The sequence below is a fragment of the Krasilnikovia sp. M28-CT-15 genome, from assembly GCF_047159595.1.
Lineage (GTDB): Bacteria > Actinomycetota > Actinomycetes > Mycobacteriales > Micromonosporaceae > Actinoplanes.
In genome coordinates this window covers 1,613,331-1,632,374 of the sequence record NZ_BAAGAK010000001.1, presented here as the reverse complement: position 1 = coordinate 1,632,374, position 19,044 = coordinate 1,613,331, and the positions used below count along the sequence as shown (strand labels likewise).

Annotated in this window: 21 protein-coding genes, 1 tRNA gene and 1 pseudogene; 12 read left to right on the top strand and 11 right to left on the bottom strand. The window is 69.2% G+C overall.

What is annotated here, in order from left to right; genetic code table 11:
* The first annotated feature begins 19 nt into the window (after nucleotides 1-19).
* Together ACMCNO_RS07840 and ACMCNO_RS07835 are read left to right on the top strand one after the other, a co-directional pair.
* Complete coding sequence (locus ACMCNO_RS07840; RefSeq protein WP_412748730.1) at nucleotides 20-328, top strand: hypothetical protein; 309 nt, start codon at nucleotides 20-22, stop codon at nucleotides 326-328.
* Nucleotides 329-426: 98 nt separating this feature from the next.
* The gene (locus tag ACMCNO_RS07835; RefSeq protein ID WP_412748729.1) at nucleotides 427-789 is read left to right on the top strand and encodes an ArsR/SmtB family transcription factor; all 363 of its coding nucleotides are present in this window, start codon (nucleotides 427-429) and stop codon (nucleotides 787-789) included.
* 152 nt (nucleotides 790-941) lie between these two features.
* Here ACMCNO_RS07835 and ACMCNO_RS07830 read toward each other — a convergent pair.
* Nucleotides 942-1,155 (bottom strand): annotated as a pseudogene (locus ACMCNO_RS07830) (ATP-binding cassette domain-containing protein); the annotation flags it as partial.
* 122 nt (nucleotides 1,156-1,277) lie between these two features.
* Here ACMCNO_RS07830 and ACMCNO_RS07825 point away from each other — a divergent pair.
* The 4 genes from ACMCNO_RS07825 (at nucleotide 1,278) to ACMCNO_RS07810 (ending at nucleotide 3,124) form a co-directional block, all read left to right on the top strand.
* Nucleotides 1,278-1,721 carry a hypothetical protein gene (locus tag ACMCNO_RS07825; protein WP_412748728.1) on the top strand — a complete coding sequence of 148 codons (444 nt, stop codon included), beginning with the start codon at nucleotides 1,278-1,280 and terminating at the stop codon, nucleotides 1,719-1,721.
* Between the two features lie 79 nt (nucleotides 1,722-1,800).
* Nucleotides 1,801-2,196 (top strand): BON domain-containing protein, encoded by a 396-nt coding sequence (locus ACMCNO_RS07820; RefSeq protein ID WP_412748727.1) that lies wholly within the window; start codon nucleotides 1,801-1,803, stop codon nucleotides 2,194-2,196.
* Between the two features lie 112 nt (nucleotides 2,197-2,308).
* Nucleotides 2,309-2,632: a TraR/DksA family transcriptional regulator gene (locus ACMCNO_RS07815; protein WP_412748726.1), complete on the top strand. Its 324-nt coding sequence runs from the start codon at nucleotides 2,309-2,311 to the stop codon at nucleotides 2,630-2,632.
* 117 nt (nucleotides 2,633-2,749) lie between these two features.
* Nucleotides 2,750-3,124, top strand: a complete 375-nt coding sequence (locus tag ACMCNO_RS07810; protein WP_412748725.1) for a TraR/DksA family transcriptional regulator — start codon at nucleotides 2,750-2,752, stop codon at nucleotides 3,122-3,124.
* Between the two features lie 16 nt (nucleotides 3,125-3,140).
* On the opposite strand, the gene ygiD is transcribed toward ACMCNO_RS07810, so the two are convergent.
* Nucleotides 3,141-3,986 (bottom strand): 4,5-DOPA dioxygenase extradiol, encoded by an 846-nt coding sequence (ygiD, locus tag ACMCNO_RS07805; RefSeq protein ID WP_412748724.1) that lies wholly within the window; start codon nucleotides 3,984-3,986, stop codon nucleotides 3,141-3,143.
* A 64-nt stretch (nucleotides 3,987-4,050) separates the two neighbouring features.
* On the bottom strand, nucleotides 4,051-5,295 hold the full coding sequence (locus ACMCNO_RS07800) for a PucR family transcriptional regulator (RefSeq protein ID WP_412748723.1): 1,245 nt from the start codon (nucleotides 5,293-5,295) through the stop codon (nucleotides 4,051-4,053).
* A 39-nt stretch (nucleotides 5,296-5,334) separates the two neighbouring features.
* Between ACMCNO_RS07800 and ACMCNO_RS07795 the strand changes: the two genes are divergently transcribed.
* Nucleotides 5,335-5,820: a BON domain-containing protein gene (locus tag ACMCNO_RS07795; protein ID WP_412748722.1), complete on the top strand. Its 486-nt coding sequence runs from the start codon at nucleotides 5,335-5,337 to the stop codon at nucleotides 5,818-5,820.
* Between the two features lie 228 nt (nucleotides 5,821-6,048).
* On the opposite strand, the gene uvrA is transcribed toward ACMCNO_RS07795, so the two are convergent.
* Nucleotides 6,049-8,517, bottom strand: a complete 2,469-nt coding sequence (gene uvrA, locus ACMCNO_RS07790) for an excinuclease ABC subunit UvrA (RefSeq protein ID WP_412748721.1) — start codon at nucleotides 8,515-8,517, stop codon at nucleotides 6,049-6,051.
* Between the two features lie 241 nt (nucleotides 8,518-8,758).
* On the opposite strand from uvrA, the gene ACMCNO_RS07785 reads away from it, so the two are divergent.
* Nucleotides 8,759-9,238 carry a hypothetical protein gene (locus tag ACMCNO_RS07785; RefSeq protein WP_412748720.1) on the top strand — a complete coding sequence of 160 codons (480 nt, stop codon included), beginning with the start codon at nucleotides 8,759-8,761 and terminating at the stop codon, nucleotides 9,236-9,238.
* Between the two features lie 198 nt (nucleotides 9,239-9,436).
* Here ACMCNO_RS07785 and ACMCNO_RS07780 read toward each other — a convergent pair whose 3' ends face one another.
* Together ACMCNO_RS07780 and ACMCNO_RS07775 are read right to left on the bottom strand one after the other, a co-directional pair.
* A complete protein-coding gene (locus tag ACMCNO_RS07780; protein WP_412753650.1) occupies nucleotides 9,437-10,510 on the bottom strand; it encodes a MerR family DNA-binding transcriptional regulator in 1,074 nt (357 codons plus the stop codon).
* 283 nt (nucleotides 10,511-10,793) lie between these two features.
* Nucleotides 10,794-11,402 (bottom strand): NUDIX hydrolase, encoded by a 609-nt coding sequence (locus tag ACMCNO_RS07775; protein ID WP_412748719.1) that lies wholly within the window; start codon nucleotides 11,400-11,402, stop codon nucleotides 10,794-10,796.
* Here ACMCNO_RS07775 and ACMCNO_RS07770 point away from each other — a divergent pair.
* On the top strand, nucleotides 11,345-11,653 hold the full coding sequence (locus ACMCNO_RS07770) for a recombinase family protein (protein ID WP_412748718.1): 309 nt from the start codon (nucleotides 11,345-11,347) through the stop codon (nucleotides 11,651-11,653). The two genes, ACMCNO_RS07775 and ACMCNO_RS07770, sit on opposite strands and share 58 nt — an antisense overlap.
* On the opposite strand, the gene ACMCNO_RS07765 is transcribed toward ACMCNO_RS07770, so the two are convergent.
* The gene (locus ACMCNO_RS07765; protein WP_412748717.1) at nucleotides 11,560-12,882 is read right to left on the bottom strand and encodes a hypothetical protein; all 1,323 of its coding nucleotides are present in this window, start codon (nucleotides 12,880-12,882) and stop codon (nucleotides 11,560-11,562) included. The genes ACMCNO_RS07770 and ACMCNO_RS07765 overlap by 94 nt on opposite strands.
* Before the next feature lie 190 nt (nucleotides 12,883-13,072).
* Here ACMCNO_RS07765 and ACMCNO_RS07760 point away from each other — a divergent pair, with 190 nt between their 5' ends.
* Complete coding sequence (locus tag ACMCNO_RS07760; protein WP_412748716.1) at nucleotides 13,073-13,660, top strand: hypothetical protein; 588 nt, start codon at nucleotides 13,073-13,075, stop codon at nucleotides 13,658-13,660.
* A 119-nt stretch (nucleotides 13,661-13,779) separates the two neighbouring features.
* On the top strand, nucleotides 13,780-14,592 hold the full coding sequence (locus ACMCNO_RS07755; protein WP_412748715.1) for a hypothetical protein: 813 nt from the start codon (nucleotides 13,780-13,782) through the stop codon (nucleotides 14,590-14,592).
* A gap of 368 nt (nucleotides 14,593-14,960) precedes the next feature.
* On the opposite strand, the gene ACMCNO_RS07750 is transcribed toward ACMCNO_RS07755, so the two are convergent.
* Entirely contained in the window at nucleotides 14,961-15,755 is a 795-nt protein-coding gene (locus tag ACMCNO_RS07750; protein ID WP_412748714.1) for a hypothetical protein, read from the bottom strand.
* A 121-nt stretch (nucleotides 15,756-15,876) separates the two neighbouring features.
* Here ACMCNO_RS07750 and ACMCNO_RS07745 point away from each other — a divergent pair.
* A tRNA-OTHER gene (locus ACMCNO_RS07745) sits at nucleotides 15,877-16,003 on the top strand.
* A gap of 43 nt (nucleotides 16,004-16,046) precedes the next feature.
* On the opposite strand, the gene ACMCNO_RS07740 is transcribed toward ACMCNO_RS07745, so the two are convergent.
* From ACMCNO_RS07740 to ACMCNO_RS07730, 3 genes are all read right to left on the bottom strand, one after another.
* Nucleotides 16,047-16,655, bottom strand: coding sequence for a hypothetical protein (locus tag ACMCNO_RS07740; RefSeq protein ID WP_412748713.1), 609 nt, complete (start codon nucleotides 16,653-16,655; stop codon nucleotides 16,047-16,049).
* Between the two features lie 178 nt (nucleotides 16,656-16,833).
* On the bottom strand, nucleotides 16,834-17,481 hold the full coding sequence (locus ACMCNO_RS07735; protein ID WP_412748712.1) for a Fic family protein: 648 nt from the start codon (nucleotides 17,479-17,481) through the stop codon (nucleotides 16,834-16,836).
* Complete coding sequence (locus ACMCNO_RS07730; protein WP_412748711.1) at nucleotides 17,474-18,631, bottom strand: hypothetical protein; 1,158 nt, start codon at nucleotides 18,629-18,631, stop codon at nucleotides 17,474-17,476. The genes ACMCNO_RS07735 and ACMCNO_RS07730 overlap by 8 nt, the downstream gene beginning before the upstream one ends.
* Nucleotides 18,632-19,044 lie beyond the last annotated feature (413 nt).

The window sequence follows — 19,044 nt, the reverse complement described above, 5'->3', positions numbered from 1 at the left end:
TTTCCCCCTCGGATCGGTCGTGGTGGTCGGTCAGCTCGGACAGGTTGTGGTTATCGGTCAGCCGCAGCAGGAGGCGCCGGAAGCGACCGCCTCGGTCTTGGCCTTCGGGTCGCAGCAGGCGCCTGCCTCGGCCGCCGCCGTGGCGGTCCCGCAGCAGGGACTGGTGGCGACGGGCGCCGCCATGCTGGTGGTGCTGCTGCAGCCGCAGCTCGACGTAGTGGTGGCGGACTGGGTGGTGGGCTCGGTGGTCATATCGATCTCCCTCGTGACTGTACGGATAGGTCGGGCCAGGCAGGCAGACGCCGACGCCGGCTCTGAGGACTCGTAGTGCACAGGCGCTGGTTCCGTGGTCGACCTGGCTGACTAGAGAACTCTCTAAGCAGTGCCAAGCTTGCCCTCTATCTAGAGATCTGTCAAGCTAGAGAGATGTCTAATCCGAAAGAGGCTGAGGTTGCAGCGGCCACGGTGGCGTGCTGCACACCTCTGGCGGTCCAGGCGCTCAGCCACGAGCAGGCCGTCGCGGTCGCCCCGATGTTCAAGGCACTCAGCGACCCGGTTCGACTGCGGCTGATGTCGCTGATCGCCTCGACCGCTGAGGCGTGCGTGTGCGACCTGACCGACGCGTTCGACCTCTCCGGCCCGACCATCTCCTACCACCTACGGCTGCTGCGTGAGGCCGGCCTGGTCGACTACGAGCGTCGCGGCACCTGGGTCTACTACTGGGTCAAGCCGGAGACATTCCGGCAGCTCGGCACCCTCCTGGAGATCGCCGCACCGACCCCGGCGTAGCGCGGCAGTCGCTCGACCTGTCCCCAGCGCCTGCCTGGTCTTCAACTCATTGAACACGTTCCCGGTCGCCGTCGGCGGGGCCGTGCCATGCCTCCCCTCGCTGACCCGGCCGCTGTCCATGACCACGATGCGGTCGGCGTCCTTCGCGGTCTCGATACCGGCACACCGCCGACCGTGATGTTGCCTGTACGCGGCACATCCACGCCGGCCATCAGTCGGCCCAGGGTGGATTTGCCGGCGCCGGACATGCCGACGATCGCCAGGCGTTCCCGGTCGTACATTGAGATTCACACCATTGAGCACGTCGCGGCCGGTGTCGTAGGCGTAGTGCACGTCCGAGATCTCGATTCGATCTCCGACCGGCTCGGGCGCGACCCACTAGGACTGGTCGGTGCGCATGGTGCAGCGTCGCCACCGCGACACTGCTCGGGCGTTCCTGCGTCAGTTCCAGGACCCTACTGATCCTGATCCTGTTGGTCTCGGGGGTCGTGTCGCTGCTGGTCAGCCGCGAGTGGGAGATGCCGATCGCGATCGTGGTGCTGTTCAACGCAACCATCGGGCACGTGCAGGAATCGCGGGCCGAGGCGTCGCTCGAGGCGCTGCGCACGTTGAGCGTGACCATCGCGACCGTGCGCCGCGACGGGCGGATCCTGCGGCTGGACGCGGGCGAGCTGGTGCCCGGCGCTCCGGCAGCCCGCCATCTTGAGGCAGTCACCCAGATACGGTTCTGGATCAACCGCCTGGAGCTGCTTTGGTCTGGAATACGGACAGGCCGCGAAGGCGACTCGGGCGCGCTGAGGAAGGCGATCCGGCTCAGAGTGCACCGAGACTCACACCGGGTGCGCGGGAGGTTGCCGACGGTCGGCAAACAATGGCGTGGTTTGTCGCCGTCGCGGACCGTGGTCGCCGGGCGACAGGCTGGTGATGCTTGATGCAAGCCATCCGCTTTCCGGTCATGAACTGTCGGCCCGGGTCTAGACCCGGACCGCGGCAGTTCGAGGAGGTTTCGACATGCAGAGCAAGGTCAGCGACGGGGCGAGGCACGAGATGAGCACCGTGGGTGCCGACACCCCGGTCCGCCGGGATATTGAGGATTTGCTGCGTCGTCGGATGTGGATTCATCCGGAGCAGGTGCGGGTGGCCGTACGGGACGGGGTCGCCACGCTGACCGGCACGGTGGATCGGCGATCGACCGCCGGCATCGCCGCCATGCTGACGACAGACGTGCCAGGCGTCTCGCGTGTGGTCAACCGGATCCGGTTCGACTTCGACGATACGGACCTGGTTCGCTCCAAGGTCAGCCGAACCCACCCGTTCAGCGCCGATCCGTTCCCACCGGCTGGCAAGCGCCGGCGGCGGAGGAAGCCCGGCCGGCGCATGCCGGACAAGGTCGCCTCGGCGGGGTGACACCGAGGCTTCCGGTGAGCGCGGCCTCGGGCTGCGCCCACCGGCATCGTGGGGGCGAAGCCGACAAAGCTTCGCCCCCTTCCTATAGATCGATTGCCACCAAGGAGCAGACATGAGTGTCAATACCAAGGCCTCTGATCATGATCGTTTGTCGTCGCTGCATGCCGCGCTGAGCGAGGAATTCGCGCGGCAGACGGCCCGGTTCAAGGAGCTCAGGAAGGCGCACCTCACCGTCGATCCCGGCGAGGCACATAACCAGGCTGCGCTGCTGGCTGCGACCCGGCACAGCCTGGAGCAGATCACTGGCGCGCTGCGGCGGCTGGCCGAGGGTTCCTACGGCCGGTGCGAGAACTGCGGGATCCCCATTCCGCTCCTACGGCTGGAGCTGCTGCCCCACACCCCGTTCTGTATGCCGTGTCAGCAGCACAACGGGTGAAGCAGTGAACAGGCTCGGCGCCCGAAGGGAGCCGGGCGGCAGTCATGTCGTTCCTGCGTCACCCGCCGACGCCTGGCCAGTGGCCAGGTGGCGGCGGCGCACACCTTCGGAGGCATCATGAGCACAACGCTGCACGAACCGGCCGCTCCTTTCGCCGAGCCGATGGAGCTGCTCCGCGGCATGCTCGAGGAGCGGTACGCCGTGGACACTGATCGGCTGACGCGGATGACGGTGCACGCTGCACTGCCGCAGCAATTCGGCCGTGACATGCGCACCTTGGCCGTGCAGACCGCGTACCTCCGGCAGGGGATCGCCGAGACGGCGCACGCGCTCAGGCGCATGTCCGAAGGCACCTACGGCCGTTGCGTAGATTGCGACAAGGCGATCCCGCTCGGCAGGCTGCGAGCCGCGCCGCAAGCCACTCGGTGTGTCCCCTGCCGGCGGCGCAAACCGTACGGTGCCTTCACCGCGGCGGCCCGCCCGGTGCGCTGAGACCGTGCCGGTGCGGTCAGATGTTGGAGCCGTCGGGCGGCAGGCCGGCCGGCGGCCGCGAGCAGCCGCCGGCGCCCTGGGGCTTCTGGGCAGGACAGCCCAGGGTGTAGGCCGTCATCGACAATGACCCGTAGGCGTACCCGTGCACCAGTACCGACGTGTCCGCCTGGTCGGCCGCGGCCGCCAGACCGGCCAGATACAGCGCGGGGATGAAGTGGTCGGGCGTCGGCACAGCGTGGCGGTAGTCCCGATGTGCGTCGAGGCTCGCGAATCCGCTCGGATCGGTCAGCATGCGGACCTTGGCATCCTCGTCGAAGCGCCGGGCCCAGTCGTAGCCGTCGTCGGCAAGCTTCCAGTCCATCCCGCCCAGGTTGTGCACGACGTTGCCGCTGGCGACGATCAGTACGCCACGCTCCCGCAGCGGTGCGAGCTTCGCGCCGAGCTGGAAGTGGTAGTCCATCGGCTTGTTGGCGTTGATGCTCAACTGGACGACGGGCACCGAGGCGTCGGGAAACGCGTGTGTCAGAACCGACCAGGTGCCGTGATCGATGCCCCAGCTGTCGACGTCCGCGCCGACCCAGGTCGGATGTACGACATCGCTGACCTCGGCCGCCAGCTCGGGCAGCCCAGGCGCCGGATACTGCACCTCGAAGAGCTCTTGCGGGAAGCCGTAGAAGTCGTGGATCGTCCGCGGCCTGGGCATCGTGGTCACGGCGGTGGCGTTGATGTACCAGTGCGCGCTGACCACCAGGATCGCCCGCGGGCGCGGCACCGACGCCCCGAAGACCCGCCAGGCGGTGGTGTAGCGGTTCACCTCCAGCGCGTTCATCGGGTTTCCGTGGCCGATGAACGCGGCAGGCATCCGCACGTCCACCTCCGACCTCCCCTCGCTCTCCACCCGTCAGGCTAGACGCAAGGACGTCGGATCAAGCCGGAACGGGCAGTGGCTCCTGCGGCCAGTTGAGCACTTTGGCGCCGAGCACGGCCGCCTGCAGCGTGAACCGGTGAGCGGGGTCGGCCGGGTCGTACCCGGTCAGCTTCTTGACCCGGTCGAGACGGTAGGTGACCGTACGCACCGACACGTGCAGCCGCTTCGCCGACTCGGTCGCGACCGCCCCGGTCTCGAAGTAGGCGTGCAACGTGTCGAGCAGCGGCCCCGCTCCCCCACGCGCCTGGCTGAGCGGGCTGAGCACGGCCTGCACCAGGTCGACGATGGCCGGCTGGTCGCGCAGCAGCACGCGGTAGATCAGCACGTCGTGGGCGTTGATGACCGGCGTGTCCGTGTGCAGTCTGCCGGCCATGGTGAGCGCCTCGCGGGCCTCCTCGTAGGAGCGGGCGATGCCGTACAGGCCGGGGTAGGGCCGCCCGACGGCGACCCGCCAGGGCCGTCCGCGGGGCAACCGGCTCAGCTCCCGGTGCGTGAGCCGGCCGAGGTCGTCGGCCGCCTCACGCGCGGGCGACAGCCGCCCCGCCACCCCGGCATCGGCCGGGGCCAGCACGACCAGCAGGCCGTCCTTGGTCGCGACGAGCACGTCGCGGTCGCCGAGCCGGTCGAAGACGACGGCCTCCAGGGCGCTGATCGCCGCGTCGGCGTCCGGCAGACGCCGGCTCGGCGCGGCCAGCGCCACCTGATGGACCCGGGCGAGGTCAAGCCCGAACGGTTCGGCCCGCTCCACCAGCGTGCCCAGATCGGAGTCGCCGCGCAGGAGGTCGTCGATCAACTCCCGGCGCAGCAATTCCTCCCGGCGCACCAGATCCCGACGGGCGACCGCGTACCCCTCGGCGAGCGTCGCGACCGCGTCGTCGACCACCTGAAGCACCGCCGCCGCGGCCGCGCGCACCACCTCCCGGTCACGGGAGCGCACCACCATCGGCAGGTCGTTCCACAGCCGTCGCGCCGCGGACAGATAGAGCTGCACCACCCGGCCCGCGGACACGCCCTGCTCGGCGGCGCGACGACCGAGCTGGCCCACCGCGTCGAGCTCACGGCGCTCGGCCTGACGCCCGTATGCCGCCGCGTCGGCCAGCAGGGGCAGGTATTCGCCGAGCAGCTCCACCGGGACCCCGCCGGCATCGCCACTGGCGCCTTCGGCGACGCCGACCAGCCAGGCGTCGTCCGGTTCCGGTGTCACGGGCCGGCGCTTGCCGCGCTGCCGTCCGCCGTCGCTCACCCGCGCCACGCCTCCCGACCCCAGCGCCCCCAACGTTCATTGCCGACAACCGGCAGTTTAGACCCTCCTTGTCTGGGATTCCTGGCCCTGACCAGGCACGCCGGACGGGGCGAGAATGGATACGAGCCGCAGGTCACCGGCGCCACTGTCATCGACGCCGACCGCAAGCTGCGGGGCATCGTCAGCAGATCGGACCTCTTCAAGATCCGCGACCGTCTGGACTCCGTCATCCGCGACGACGTGATGCAACGGGTCCTGCTCGACGAGCTCGGAATCCGTCCGGGAGCGGTGCAGGTCACCGTGGACGACGGCGTCGTCACCATCACCGGCCGCACCGCACGCCGCACGACCGCCCTCGCCGCCGCACGGATGGCCGAGCAGGTCCCCGGGGTCACCGACGTCGTCGACCTGCTCACATCCGACGTGCACGACACCGCGGCCCCAGCCGGCAGCGCGCACGCTCTGCGGCGCCGCTACCCCATGCCGGACGCCCAGCTACGACACACGGCCGCGGTTGCATCGTGACCCCGGTCATCGCCCCGGCGAGTACGGCGGACCGGCCGCCTCGCGGGAGGTCACCGACAGCAGGCTCAGCGCTTATCGAAAGGCGATGCGACGTGAGTATCACGAGCGTAGTAGTGGGTATCGACATCGGCTCGGTGGACGCGATCATCAGCGCGGCCGAGCTGCGCCCACGGATCATCGAGGCGATCGAGCACGCATGAAGCGCTGACGGCCGGGGAGGTCACCCGCTCAGAAGCGTTCGAGGCGGCGTGCCAGGTGGCGCCCGGTCGCGCTGTCCCCGGCCTCGGCGATCGTGGCGGGAGGGCCGGTCGCGACGACCCGGCCGCCCGCGTCCCCACCGCCCGGGCCGAGGTCGATGACCCAGTCGGCGCCGGCGATCGTGTCCAGGTCGTGCTCGACCAGGACGACGGTGTTGCCGGCGTCGACGAGCCGGTGCAGTTGCCGCAGCAGCAGCGCGATGTCCGCGGGGTGCAGCCCTGCGGTCGGCTCGTCGAGCAGGTAGAGCGCGTGGCCGCGGCGGGCCCGCTGCAACTCGGTGGCGAGCTTGATGCGCTGGGCCTCGCCACCGCTGAGCTCGGTCGCCGGCTGGCCCAGCCGCAGGTAGCCCAGCCCCACCTCCCGGAGCGTCTCGAGGCTCCGGGAGGCGGCCGGGACGTCGGCGAGGAGCTTGGCGGCGCCGTCGACGGACATCGCCAGCACGTCCGCGATGTTCTTGCCGCGGTAGGTCACCTCCAGCGTCTCCGCGTGGTACCGCGCGCCGTGGCAGGCCGGGCACGGCGCGTAGGTCCCGGGCAGGAACAGCAGTTCGACCGCGACGAACCCCTCGCCCTGGCAGGTCTCGCACCGCCCCTCCGCGACGTTGAAGGAGAACCGCCCGGCCGCGTACCCGCGCGCCTGCGCCTCGTCCGTCGCCGCGTACAGCTTGCGCACCGCGTCGAACATCCCGGTGTAGGTCGCCAGATTGGACCGGGGCGTGCGGCCGATGGGCCGCTGGTCGACCCGGACCAGCCGGTCGAACGAGTCGAGCCCCGCCGCGTCCCGCACGTCGACGTCGAGCTCCGCCTCGTCGGGCTCGTCGCTCGCCAGCCCGAGGTGGCCGCGCACGACCTCGGCGAGCACCTGCGTGACCAGCGTCGACTTCCCGGAACCGGACACCCCGGTCACCGCGGTCAGCACCCGGAGCGGCACGTCGACGGACACGCCGTGCAGGTTGTGGCGGGAGACGCCGCGCAGGTGCAGCCAGCCCTGGGGCGTACGCGGGCGATGGTCGAGCGGCTCGGCACGGCCGAACAGGTACCGGCTGGTGGCCGACTCCTCGACCTGTTCGAGGCCGGGGACCGGACCGCTGTACAGCACGCGTCCGCCGCTCTCGCCCGCACCGGGGCCGATGTCGACCACCCAGTCCGCCCGCCGGACCACGTCCATGTCGTGCTCCACGACGAACAGCGAGTTGCCCGCCGCCTTCAGCCGGTCCAGCACGTCCAGCAGCGGCTCCGCGTCGGCCGGGTGCAGGCCCGCGGAGGGCTCGTCGAGCACGTAGACGACCCCGAACAGCCCCGAACGCAACTGGGTGGCGATACGCAGGCGCTGCGCCTCGCCGGGCGACAGCGTCGTCGAGCGGCGCCCGAGGCTGAGGTACCCCAGGCCGAGGTCGAGCAGCACCTCGACGCGCGCGACCAGGTCGGCGCAGAGCCGGACCGCGACCTCGGTCGTCTCCCCGGACCGGGCGGTCGGCGTGGCAGCCCCGGCCCCGGACAACCCCGCGGCGGGCCGCAGGAGCGCCACGACGGCGGTGAGGGGCATCGCGTTGACGTCGGCGATGGTGTGGCCGGCGAAGGTCACCGCGAGCGCCTCCGGGCGCAGGCCGCTGCCGTGACACACCGGGCAGGGCACGCTCCGGACGAACCGCATCGCCCGCTCGCGCATCCGGTCGCTCTTGGAGTCGGCGAGCACGTGCATGACGTGCCGACGGGCGCTCCAGAACTTCCCGTAGTAGCCGCTGTCGATGCGGTCACGCTCGGGCTCGACGAGGACGGACGGCTGCTCGTCGGTGTAGAGCAGCCAGTCCCGGTCCTTCTTTCTGAGCTTGCGCCACGGTCTGTCGATGTCGATCCCCAGGCCGCTCACGACGCTGCGCAGGTTGGCGCCCTGCCAGGCGCCCGGCCAGGCCGCGATGGCGCCGTCGCGGATGCTCAGCGACGGGTCGGGGACGAGCAGGTCCTCGGCGACGTCGTGCACGACGCCCAGTCCGTGGCACCGTGGGCAGGCGCCGGCCGCGGTGTTGGGGGAGAACGCCTCGGCCTCCAGCCGCGGGGCGTCCGGCGGGTAGGTCCCGGCGCGCGAGTAGAGCATCCGCAGTAGGTTGGACAGCGTGGTGATGGTGCCGACCGTCGACCGCGAACTGGGTGCCCCGCGACGCTGTTGCAGGGCCACGGCCGGGGGCAGGCCGGTGATCTCCTGCACGTGCGGCGCACCGACCTGCTGCAACAGCCGGCGGGCGTACGGCGCGACGGACTCGAAGTACCGGCGCTGCGCCTCGGCGTATAGCGTGCCGAAGGCCAGCGACGACTTGCCCGAACCGGAGACGCCGGTGAAGGCGACCATGGCATCGCGGGGAATGTCGACGTCGACGTTCCGAAGGTTGTGCTCGGCGGCGCCCCGGACGCGCACGAACCGGTCATTAACGTCGTTTTTCACCAAGTCTGATTACCCTGTTCGGCGGCGCCGAATCACCGCCACGAGCGCTCCCATCACCTCGGCGCCGGGTTTGCGGGTATGAAGATCCGGTCTTGCGGGGCCGTTGGGGCCGGCCCCCGATCGTTTTCGAGTCAGCACACCGCACCGCATGGAGGAACCGACTCGCGGACGCGTGGCCGGTAACCCAGGGAGCGGGGCGGCCGGAAGGGTGTCCTACGTCATGAATCGCTAGGTTGGTGCGATGTCGCCCGACCAAGATCGTGATCTGCGTGCCGCGCGTGACCGAGTGGCGCGGCTGCGCGACTCCGCCGCAACCGGCTACGTCGGCGCCGCCAGCGCGGTGTCCCTCGCCAAGGAACTGGCGGAACTGGCGTCGATGCTGGGCGCCGACGGGGAGTACTCGGAAGCGGCCGCGAACGCAGCTGAGGCCTTGGCGCTGGCGTCGACCAGTCAGGCCCTGGTGACGGTCCAGCGTTTGCCCGAGGAGCCTCCCGGTGACGCCGTGGCGTCACCGGACGTTTCAGGCTCTGCTGGCCCAGATGAACTCAGTCCTCGCCGGCTCCCGCTGACACGCCTGCGTGGCTGCCTTCTTCCGCAGCCGTCGCGGAGCATGTCGGTGGCGAAGGTGCGCCGCAGGATGTGCGGGGGTGACATCGTCGATACCCAGAGATCATCACCTACCTCAACCCCTCGTCATCACAGACCGTTGAGCGACAGGTGAATGTCAGTGCGTCGCGACATCGGATGCCAGCAGTCGGTGAACCTGCGACGCGGGCCGGGGAAGGGTTGACAACGGCGCACCTGCATTCTCGCTGTGGCCCGGTTTCGAGTAGCTGAGCGGTCGGTATGGCGCGCTGGGCTCGGGGATGATGTACCGGTGACCCGGCGCACCCATCCCGTAGCGGCGTGCCTTACCAGCTCAGAGCCGGACCGGCATCAGGATCGAGAAGCGCCCAGTGTCGCCGGGTGCCCGGATGGCCAGGGGCCGAATCGGGCCGTCCAGATCCAGGACGAGCTGACCGCTTGCGCCGGCGTCCAGGGCCTGGAGCAGGAATTCCGGGTTGACCGCGACAGTACGGGGGTCCTCGGCGTCCCACCGCGACGGGTCGACCACGGCAAGCCCGCCGTCGGGGTGCACGGTCAGGACGGCCACCGGATAGGTGACCCCGGCGTGTTCCTCAGTGATCAGCGGTGCCACACCTGGAGCAAGGGCGGCCCGCAACGCAGCCACATCGGCGGTGACCCGCAGGGGCCCGGCCTGGCCACTGAGCAGCCGTTGGTGGTCAGGAAACTCACCGGACAACGCCACGCCGGCCACCTGGTGTCCGGCCACCTCGGCCAGAATGCTGTTATCAGCAATGGCCAACACTGCCGGGTGTGCGGTGGAGTTGAGCAATCCCCGCACCTCGTCAATGAAGTCCGTCGGTGCTACCGCCCGTACCGGCGGGCCGTTGACGGTGGCCGCCGCTGATGCGAACGCCAGCCGAAACCGGTCGGTGGCGACGGTCTCCAACCGGTCGGTGGTGGCCGCGAGGAGCACGCCGCCGAGCATGGGCAGCGCGGGATCGGTGCTGACTGCGAATCGGACCGCGTCGAGTGTGGCCGCCAGTTCAGCGGCGGCGATGCTGATGCGGGTGGTGGTGGGACTGGTCATGGTTGCCTCCGGGGTGTCGAGCAGCTGATGGACGCGGGAGAGTTCGCGGCGGGCGTCGGCGAGGCCGTCTTCCAGGCGGCGCAGGTGGTCGTCGACCAGGCGGTGCGCGGCGCCCGTGTCCGGCAGCGCCGCCAACACCTGGGCTATCTGCGCCAACGGCATGCTGACCCGGCGTAGCCGGGCCAGCAGGCGGGCCGGGGTGACTTGCCGCCCGGCATACCAGCGGTAGCCGGTGTCGGGGTCCACCGTTGCCGGGACCAGCGCGCCGACGCGGTCATAGAACCGCAAGGCACTGACCGTCAGCCCACTCTCCCGGGCCATCTGCCCAATCCCGCGCAGGTCATCACGCACGTCGTCCGCCACTACACTCTCCACACCATGGACTCTGGGGGCTCGACCCAGTCGAGAGTCAAGCAGGCGGCGCGAGCGTCAGTACCGCCACGCGGATTCAATGGGGCGTGGCGTACCTGGACATGACCGGCACCGTCGGCGAGATCGCCTTCTATGGAGCGGCCGACACTGGCTGGCCGCGAATTCCGTGGAGTGCCGGGTGGTGTGTCGGTCCAACAGGTTGGCTTCACCGCTGTGCCTCGATCGGCCGGGCACCCGCTGTTTCTTGGCGTCAACCGGCAGTTGGCCACTTCTGCCTGTGGGAGCCGAGCACGGCGTCGGGCTCGGGCGTGGTGGCGTGGGTGGTCCGGTGCTGCTCAAGCTTGCCGAGGAAGCGCGGCAGATGAGGGTCGAATCGCGACGTGTCGGCTGTTCGCAGTTCAGCGGGTGTCCACCAGCGCACCCGGTGAAACTCGCCTTGATCAGGAGTCAGGGCTTGTTCACGCGGGCAGCTGAGCACGAACCACAGGCTCACGTCGGTATGTCCCGCGTCCATGCCGACGGTACGTGTGACCGTCAGGAACAGTGGCCGTTCGGCGAGCTCGTGCTGGTCGGCGATGAGGCCGAGTTCCTCGTGGACCTCACGTTGGGCGGTCTGCGCTGGATGCTCGTCGACCTCTACATGCCCGCCGGGCGGCAGCCACAGGCCAGCGTTGACGTGATCGACCAGCAGAATGCTGCCGTCTACCGGATCAACCGGCACGACGTAGGACACCAGGTGTTGCGGCGGCACTGCTGGCTTGATCCGCCGGAACACGTCGTCGGTGCACCTAAGCCATTGCAGTGTCTGCCTGCGATGCGCATCCTCCAGCTCGTCGATCGGCTGCAGTTGCCAAACCATCTCATGCACGACTGTCACTGTTGAACGCATCCGAGCATGATGCCTTCCTCACCGACGGTGACACCCTCGTGGTCCCCGCCCTTGACCGGCTTTCCCGCAGCTTGCAGGACCTCACCGCCACCGTGGCCGAGCTGCGTCGCCGCAACATCGGCTTCAATTATTCCTGCGCTAGCAGCGTGCCCGGTCCGGCGATGACCCGCAGGGAGGTGATGCCGTCGGCGCCCATGGCCGGTGCGTGCCAGTCGGCGTAGATGGAGCCGTCCGTGTCGTAGCGCGGACGCTGCCAATCTTGTCTGCCGAGCGCGTCGATGGCGGCGGCTAACGCTAGTTCCGGGCCGAACGCGACGGAGCCCACCACGGCAGTCACGCCGATGCGGCCCCCGTCGACCGGATAGGGCTCGCTGATTTCGATGGGTTCCGTTGGTTCGACGTGTGGGGTGATCCGCTGTGCGAGCCCACGGACGACGTCGCGGGCGGCGATGCCGTCGAGACCCTCCACCTCGGCGCAGACGAAGATGTGCATGCTGATCAGCGACTTGAGTGTTGCGTACAGCGTTTGGGATGCCGCCTCGTCGAAGTGGCTGCTCACGGCCAGCTCTTGCGGTGGGTAGGCCGAACTCAGCGGATCCATTCCTCGACGCACATACAGCGCGTATGGGCCGAGCCGCCATGGGTTTTCGCACACGCCGATCTGCCACTCCTGCACGTCATATAGCGCAAAACGTGCCCCGTGCAGCCCATGCTGCTCGATCAGCAGCCGCGCCGTTTGGGCCAGCGCATCGGCGGTGTCCAACGCAGGCCGTTCGAGCAGGAGAGCAGCGGCGTAGCCGCCGGTGCTGGGCTGTACGAGCACCTCCAAAGCGCCGGCGTCCCGTGCCACGTCCGCTGCCTCGACCAAGGCCGCGGCGAACCCGGTGGCGGTGAGGCCGACGTGCAACCGCGCCACGACGGCGTGCTGGTCGATGCAGGACACCAGCTCGCCGGTCCAACGCGGTCCGCTCGCCGGGTCGGCAGGACCGTCGATGCACCTACTGATCGCCCGACCGGGCTCCGCGTCGAGCCGGTTCACCGCGTACCTGCTGAAGCGGGGAAGGTCTACGCCGATCTCCGTTTGCTGGTGTACGTGGTCGTAGCTGAGGTGTTCGGGCGACAGGTCGAAATACCGCAGGACAGGCGCGAGGGCCCGCCGGACCGTGGCGTCGATGTTCTCGTTGGTGTCAGCCGAGGTGACGAACATGAAGTCGAATACCCAGGCGCCGGTGTCACTGGGCTCCAGGCGAGCACTACTCGCGACGGGGCCGAGCCGTTCGATGGCGGGTACGCAGATCGCGACCGCCGCTTGGACGTCTCCCGCCGTGCATCGCAGGCTGAGGGTGACCACCACGTCATCGTCGTCAAACAGTTGCACCGACTTACCGTCCGTCCGTCGCGGGTGACCGTCCTCGCGCGGGACAAGCTGCAGCGGGATCTCACGGCTCAACAGCGGATGATCATGCCATGAAGAACGTGGGACCATTTCCGCGCTCTTCGACGTCGTTGTGGCCGTCATGGCGAATCGGGCGGAAGTGACCGATGTGCAGCGGCTGGCCGTCGTCGCCGTGCGCGGCGGCGCGCATTGTGTCCGGGCCGCGGGTGGGCGATCCGGGCCCGGCCCTGGCACCATGCGCTGCATGGAGATTCTGCCTGGCGAAGGTGTAGCGATGGCGAAGGTCGGGGAGGCCCGCGACGTCGTCGAGAGTCGGCTGGGACCGCCCCTCCACCCTGGCCGGGAGAGCCGCGCGGTGTATGCGACAAGCCCGTTCCTGGTGCTGACCTACACGGATGACGAACTGGTCGAGTTGGTTGAGCTCGGATACTCCGGTGACGGCGGCGAAGAGGTGTTCTTCGACGGCGTCCAGCTGACCTTTCGGTTCATGGACGACGTGGTGGCCGATTTGGCAGCGAAAGGCTATCGATACGAGCCCGTTGACATCGGCTACCGTTTCGAGCCCGGCTTCGCGATCTTCTCGATGGGCTCACGGTGGGCGAGGGATCTGGATCCGGACGCGTCCGAGGACGATCCCCGCCAGGTTTGCGAGGGTGTCTCCGTCGCCTCCTACGACTACCTCGCAGGTCCGACCGAAGAGGAGATCGAGGCGTACATCCGTGGCCAGGAAGCCGAAAAGGACTCAGGCGACAGCCCGGAGGCGGCGGAAATCCGCCGCATCATCCAGGAGACGAATGAACGCTTGGCCGCAAAGCCGGAGTCGCGTGCGTGAGATCGCCCTTGTAGCGCTTCGGGCTTGAGCGCCTGACTTCGATAATGAGGGCCACCCGCGGCGATGGTGGATGGATGCCTTCGCGGAACGCGGGGTCGCCGGATCCGCGCCGACCAGGCATGATCTTCTATGCACCGAACCCGGCGGATCCCTACCCGCGCGACGAGATCGGCGGTAACCCGGCTCAACCGGCGGGGCGAGGTCTCCGCCGCGCCCTTCAGGAGAGCACCTTGCACTGCACGAAATGCGGAACCGAACTTGAACGCCCCGGCCAAGGCCACACCTGCCGGTCCTCGACGCCTCCGCCCGCGCTCAGGACCACCGGTTGGAACGTCGCTACCGGGTTCGTAGTCGGGTTCGGCATCCTCTTCGCCCTGGCCGCGATCGCCGCGGCCGTCCTCGGGAGCACACTGAACGACCAGGCCCGGCCGCTGCCCCCGTCCTACACCGGCACAGCCATTGGCCTCGTACTGGCCAACCTGGTCCTGCTCGCCGCCATCCTCGGCCAGGTGATCAGCGGGCTGATCTGGGCCCGCGGCACCCGCCAGCTCGCCGAGGCGCACGGCTCCCCCGGCCGCTCGTATAGCCGCCACTGGGGCCTGCGCGTCTACTCCTCCTGCCTCGTTTTCAGCGTCGCCCTGGCCTGGCTAGCCACCGACCGGACCGCCCCGGCGATCCTGTTCAGCCAGGCGACCCTGCGCGCCCTCGGAGCCGCCGCGCTGATCGGAGGGGTACTGCACAGCCGGGCGCGGATCCTGCGCCTGATTGCCCAAGCCAACCGAGTCGGTGCAGGACACTACTCGCCGGTCGCCGGGGGAGACCCGGCGTGGCCGCTGTCGCCCACTCCGACCAGCGATGACTGGAACGCCAGCCAATGGGATCCCGATGTGCTACGCGACATCGAATCCCGTCGTCATCGAAACAGAACCTGATCACAACGGACCCGCCGCCGAGTGGCCCACTCGGGTTCGTGGTCAGCTGCCGTCGGCGCGGTGCCCGGCGATGGCAGCCCGGTCATGCTCGTGCACGCCGCTACTGCTCCCAACGCTGTACTGCCGGCACTGCCGCACAGACGACGGGAGCCCAGCGTTGCCGCGGCCTGGGCCGCGGCGGGCAGCCGTCACCGCCGCGTACGCGCCGAGAAAAGGGCTCGCCGCCAACCACGGCCGACGACACCTACGTCCGCAGCAGCGATCAATCCCTGCTCGGCAGCGTCGTCCATTCCATCGATGTGATCATCGCCGATGGTAACCCTCTCGGTGCACTGTTCTGCCGCTGTCCGTGCGCTGGTCGCCGACGGTCAGACGGGATCATTCCAGCCGCGCCAACGCCACCTGTCCAGGTCGGGCCAGTTGGTTGCGATAGCCCCGGCGAGGGAGCCGCCGAACGCCACGGTGCCTTCGTGCGAGGCGTAAGCGATCCAGTCGTCTTGGAGACCGGTCCACAGTCCTTCGGCGCCGGTGTACTGCGGGCTGAACATTTCGACGTCCAGCAGGTAGTCGGCCCCGTACTCCCGCAGCTCGACCACACGCTGGCATCCCAGCTCACGCACGACCCGGCGAACGACCTCGACACCATCGGTACGCCACACCGCGGCATCAGTCAGTACCAGAACACCCGGTGGTACCGGGCCGGCCAGCATCGGATGCCAGGCGCCGTTCTCCACACCCCACCGGCGTTGCATCGCGATGCGCCAAGCCGCCGACTCGTCAGCGGTGAGCACTCGCCGGTAGCCGAGCGGAGCCGCCTGGACGTCCGGACGTGAGGGCAAGGTCCGCACCGCCGATCGGTACCGTTCTCGTTCGTCGAGGACCGCTTGGACTTCGATGTCGTCGCCTGCCAGCGAATCCGAAGGCTGTTCCACCTCCGCTGCCGTCAGCAAGACCTCGGCGAGCGACTCCGTATCGGGAAGGTCGTCCGGATCAAGCCGTTCCACCTGTTCCAGGATGTCCGCGACGAGGTTATAGCGGGGATGGATGCGCTTCGCCTCCGGACCGGTGACGTCATGATCTCGCTCGGCATACCGTCGGCTGAGCGCGTCGAACCGATCGATCAGGTACCGGCGCGTTGCACGGTGCAAGAACATGGCATCCACCCCGACATACTGCCTACCGGCGGCAAGCTCCGGTCGAATGCGCGGATCTGCCGCCTGCAAGACGACGACGGTGTCGCGCTACCCGGATGCTCGGTGGACGAGATGGCGGCATACTGCGTCGGGGCCGGTGGCAGAGCCGGGTTATTGCAGCGCTGAGAGCCGAATGCTGGGTACGCACGGCGGCTCGATGGCACGTGGGGCCGCTGGCGTGCCATGCCCCACCGGGGGTTCAAAACCCCTCCGGTCCGCGACGTCCTCATGGCCGCGAGTGGTGCGCGGCCCCGCCGACGCTCATGCAGCCTGGAGCCACCGTGTGTGGATGTCTTCATAGCGGAGTGCGTCGACCGCAGCCGGGTCGTCGAGGAGCGTGACCAGCAGGGCACCGTTCGGCATCGGGCGTGCCCGAGTAGCCACTTCGGGCAGCGGCGGCGCAGGCCGGTGGTGGTCAGGGCCGAGATAGGTCCACCACCCCAGCTCGGCCGGCCAGCCCCCGGCGGGGTGAATGGCCTCGTGAATGCCGAGATGCCATACCTGCTCGCTCGACCATTCATCGAGGACCCGCCCAGCGTCGGCGTTCAGGCGCCGGGCAACATCGAGCCACAAGGAGGTTAGGCGGGCATGCAACTCACGGAACGTGTCGGCTTCCGGCACTGGGCGGCGATGGCAGAAGGCCGCGTCCAACGCCCACACAAGGGTCCCGTTCTCCCAGTTTACGAAGATATCGATGTCGTCATTGGTCCAGAGCTGGCCGTTCTCCCTGCCCGTCGCCATGGCGGCGAGCGCGACGTGTGGGTCGTCGACCGTTCGCAGGTCGCGCTCGGCGGCCAGTGCGTAAAGCTCTCGAAGAGCGGGCTCCGCGCCCGTCGGAACCCGCAGTTCCCAGATCCAGTCCGATCCCACGGCAGTATGGTCGCGGTCCGCTTCCACTCCGACAAGCCGATAACCGGACACACACGGCGGGCGTACGTGTGCCGAGCGCAGTTGTTGCGTCGCCGTGAGTGCGACTGATGTGGCCGATCTGGCCAGCATGGGCCTCAACCGCGGGCACCGGTGGAAGCATTTCCATCGGAATCGGAGTTCATGATGTTGCCGGCCGGTCAGGGTTCGGCGAGCGGAGCCAGCGGCGGTGGGTAGCTATGGCGATGCCGTGTATCAGGCGGGCGAGGTCGGCTGCGCCCTGCGGGTCGTCTGCACGGCGGATCGTGGTGAGGATCGGGCGGACCTCGTCGAGTTCGACGCCGGCGCGCAGCAGCAGGTAGTGCAGGAGCAGACCGCCCAGGCGGGCATTGCCGTCGTCGTAGGGGTGGAAGAAGGCGACGTCGAGATAGGCCCGAGCCGCGCGGGCCGCCACCGGGATTGTCTGGTCGGCGGCTTCTGACAGGCATGATGCGTACCGCTGCTGAGTGTCGGCGTGTAGCCCGTACCGGTCCCGGCCGTTCTTGGCGAAAGCCGGGCCTCCGCGGAAGTAGGCGGCCGGGATGCCACGCAGCATCCCGTTCCAGTGGGCCGTCAGGTCCGGGGTGAGGTCTGCTCCGGTCCTCGCCGCGTACCGGGCGTCGGCGTACGCGGCCAGCAACAGGCTCTGCCGTCGCCGGTCCTCACCGATCGTGGCATGGGCGGTGAACCCGTCGCGGGCGGCGGGAACCGGGGTCTGCAGGTGCGGGACGACGTCGCGCCACGGCACCTGCTCGCGGACCTGCTGCCAGGTCGTGAGCTGGTCAGGCACCGGCCGCCCGCCCGGCCAGGCGCTCGGCCACCGATGCGATGAGTTCCGGGTCCGGCTCGGTCCAGCTGTCGAACCGGCCGCCGATCGCGTGGTCGAGCAGCCTTTTGTGCTCGCCCGGGGCGATGCCTGCCGCTTCGAGGAACCAGCCGAGGACGGTGGTGCAGCACCCGTACCAGGCGGACTCGTACTGGGTACGGTCGCCGACGGCGGTCACCAGGTGGGCGACCGCACGTTCCCAGCCGTCCAGGTCGCCTGCGGCCAGCGGGAGGAACCGGTCGAACCGGTCGGCGGTGTCCTGCAGCCAGTCGCGCCACTCGATCAGTGCGGCACCGACGGTGGCGGCGGTCGCCTCCGGGGTCGTGACCGAATGGGAGAAGCAGCACCAGTTGCCGACCGGCCCGCCGTCGAGGTCGCCTTCGCCGACCGACCAACGCCAACCGACCGTCCACTGCCCGTACCGCTTCGTGAAACCCATCGACACGCTCTCCAGCCACAGGTCCCGCAGCCGCCAGTCCGCGCCCTGGGCCGGAAGACTCTCGGCCGTGACCAGTGCGGCGACCACGGCCGCAACCGTCGCCGGATCGAAGTCCCGGTCTCGCGGATCGACGTCGGCCCAGCTCAGGCTCGCCGGGTGGGGTACGCCGCGGGTGAAGTGCCCGGGGTTGAAGCGGCCGATACCGGGTGCCTTCACCGCCCGCCAGGCCACCGGGTCGCCGGTGCTGTCGGTCGTGGCCGGCGCCACCGCAGCGAACCGGCCACGGGCGTCGGTGGCCAGTTCGACGGTGAGTTCGTGCCAGGCCACCACGGCTTCGGCGAGGCGGTTCAGGGTCTCGGCAGGGGTCGTGATCGTCAGCTCCACCTCCAGCCAGACCGGGATGACACCGTGGCCCGGGTAGTCCTCCATCACCACCGTGTGCTGCCAGCCCACCGCCCAGTCGCCGAGGCGTTCGACCAGGGCCTCCGTCATCCGGTCCCACCAGAAATCGGCGAGGCGCCAGTCAGTGCCGGCCGGCGGGACCTCCGCAGCCGGCGGCAACGAACGCACCAGCGCAGCCACACCTGCCAGGTCGACATCGGGACGGGCGGCGGGGTCGACGTCACGCCAGGTGAGCAACCGAAAATCGGGCAGGTGGACACGGTCAGTGGCCAATGCAGTCAGCCTTCCGTTGGACAGCCGGACAGCCTATCGGACCGCCACCTCCACTCGTCGGCAAGTTCCAGGCAGCGCCTGGAACTTGCCGACAGGTAGTCGAATCAACGGGCCGAAGAGCAATCAATGACGTGATCGAAAACGCTGGCCGTCGTCGACACCAGCATCCTCTTCTGCCGCCGAGCGCGCGCCGGCGCGCGCTCCGCGCGTCGTCACGCTGGGTGCAGCCCGCTAGATACTGGACGCGCACGATCAAGCCGAGAAACGTGACTACCACGGCCAGTCTTGAACAAGCTCAGCCTCAACCGCGAGCACGCCGCAGTCGCATGCGGCGGTGTTCGCATGAAGGCACCGCGGCGCCGATGGGCATCAGGCTATGACGATGGTCTGGACCGGCGCGGGCGGCTGATCCA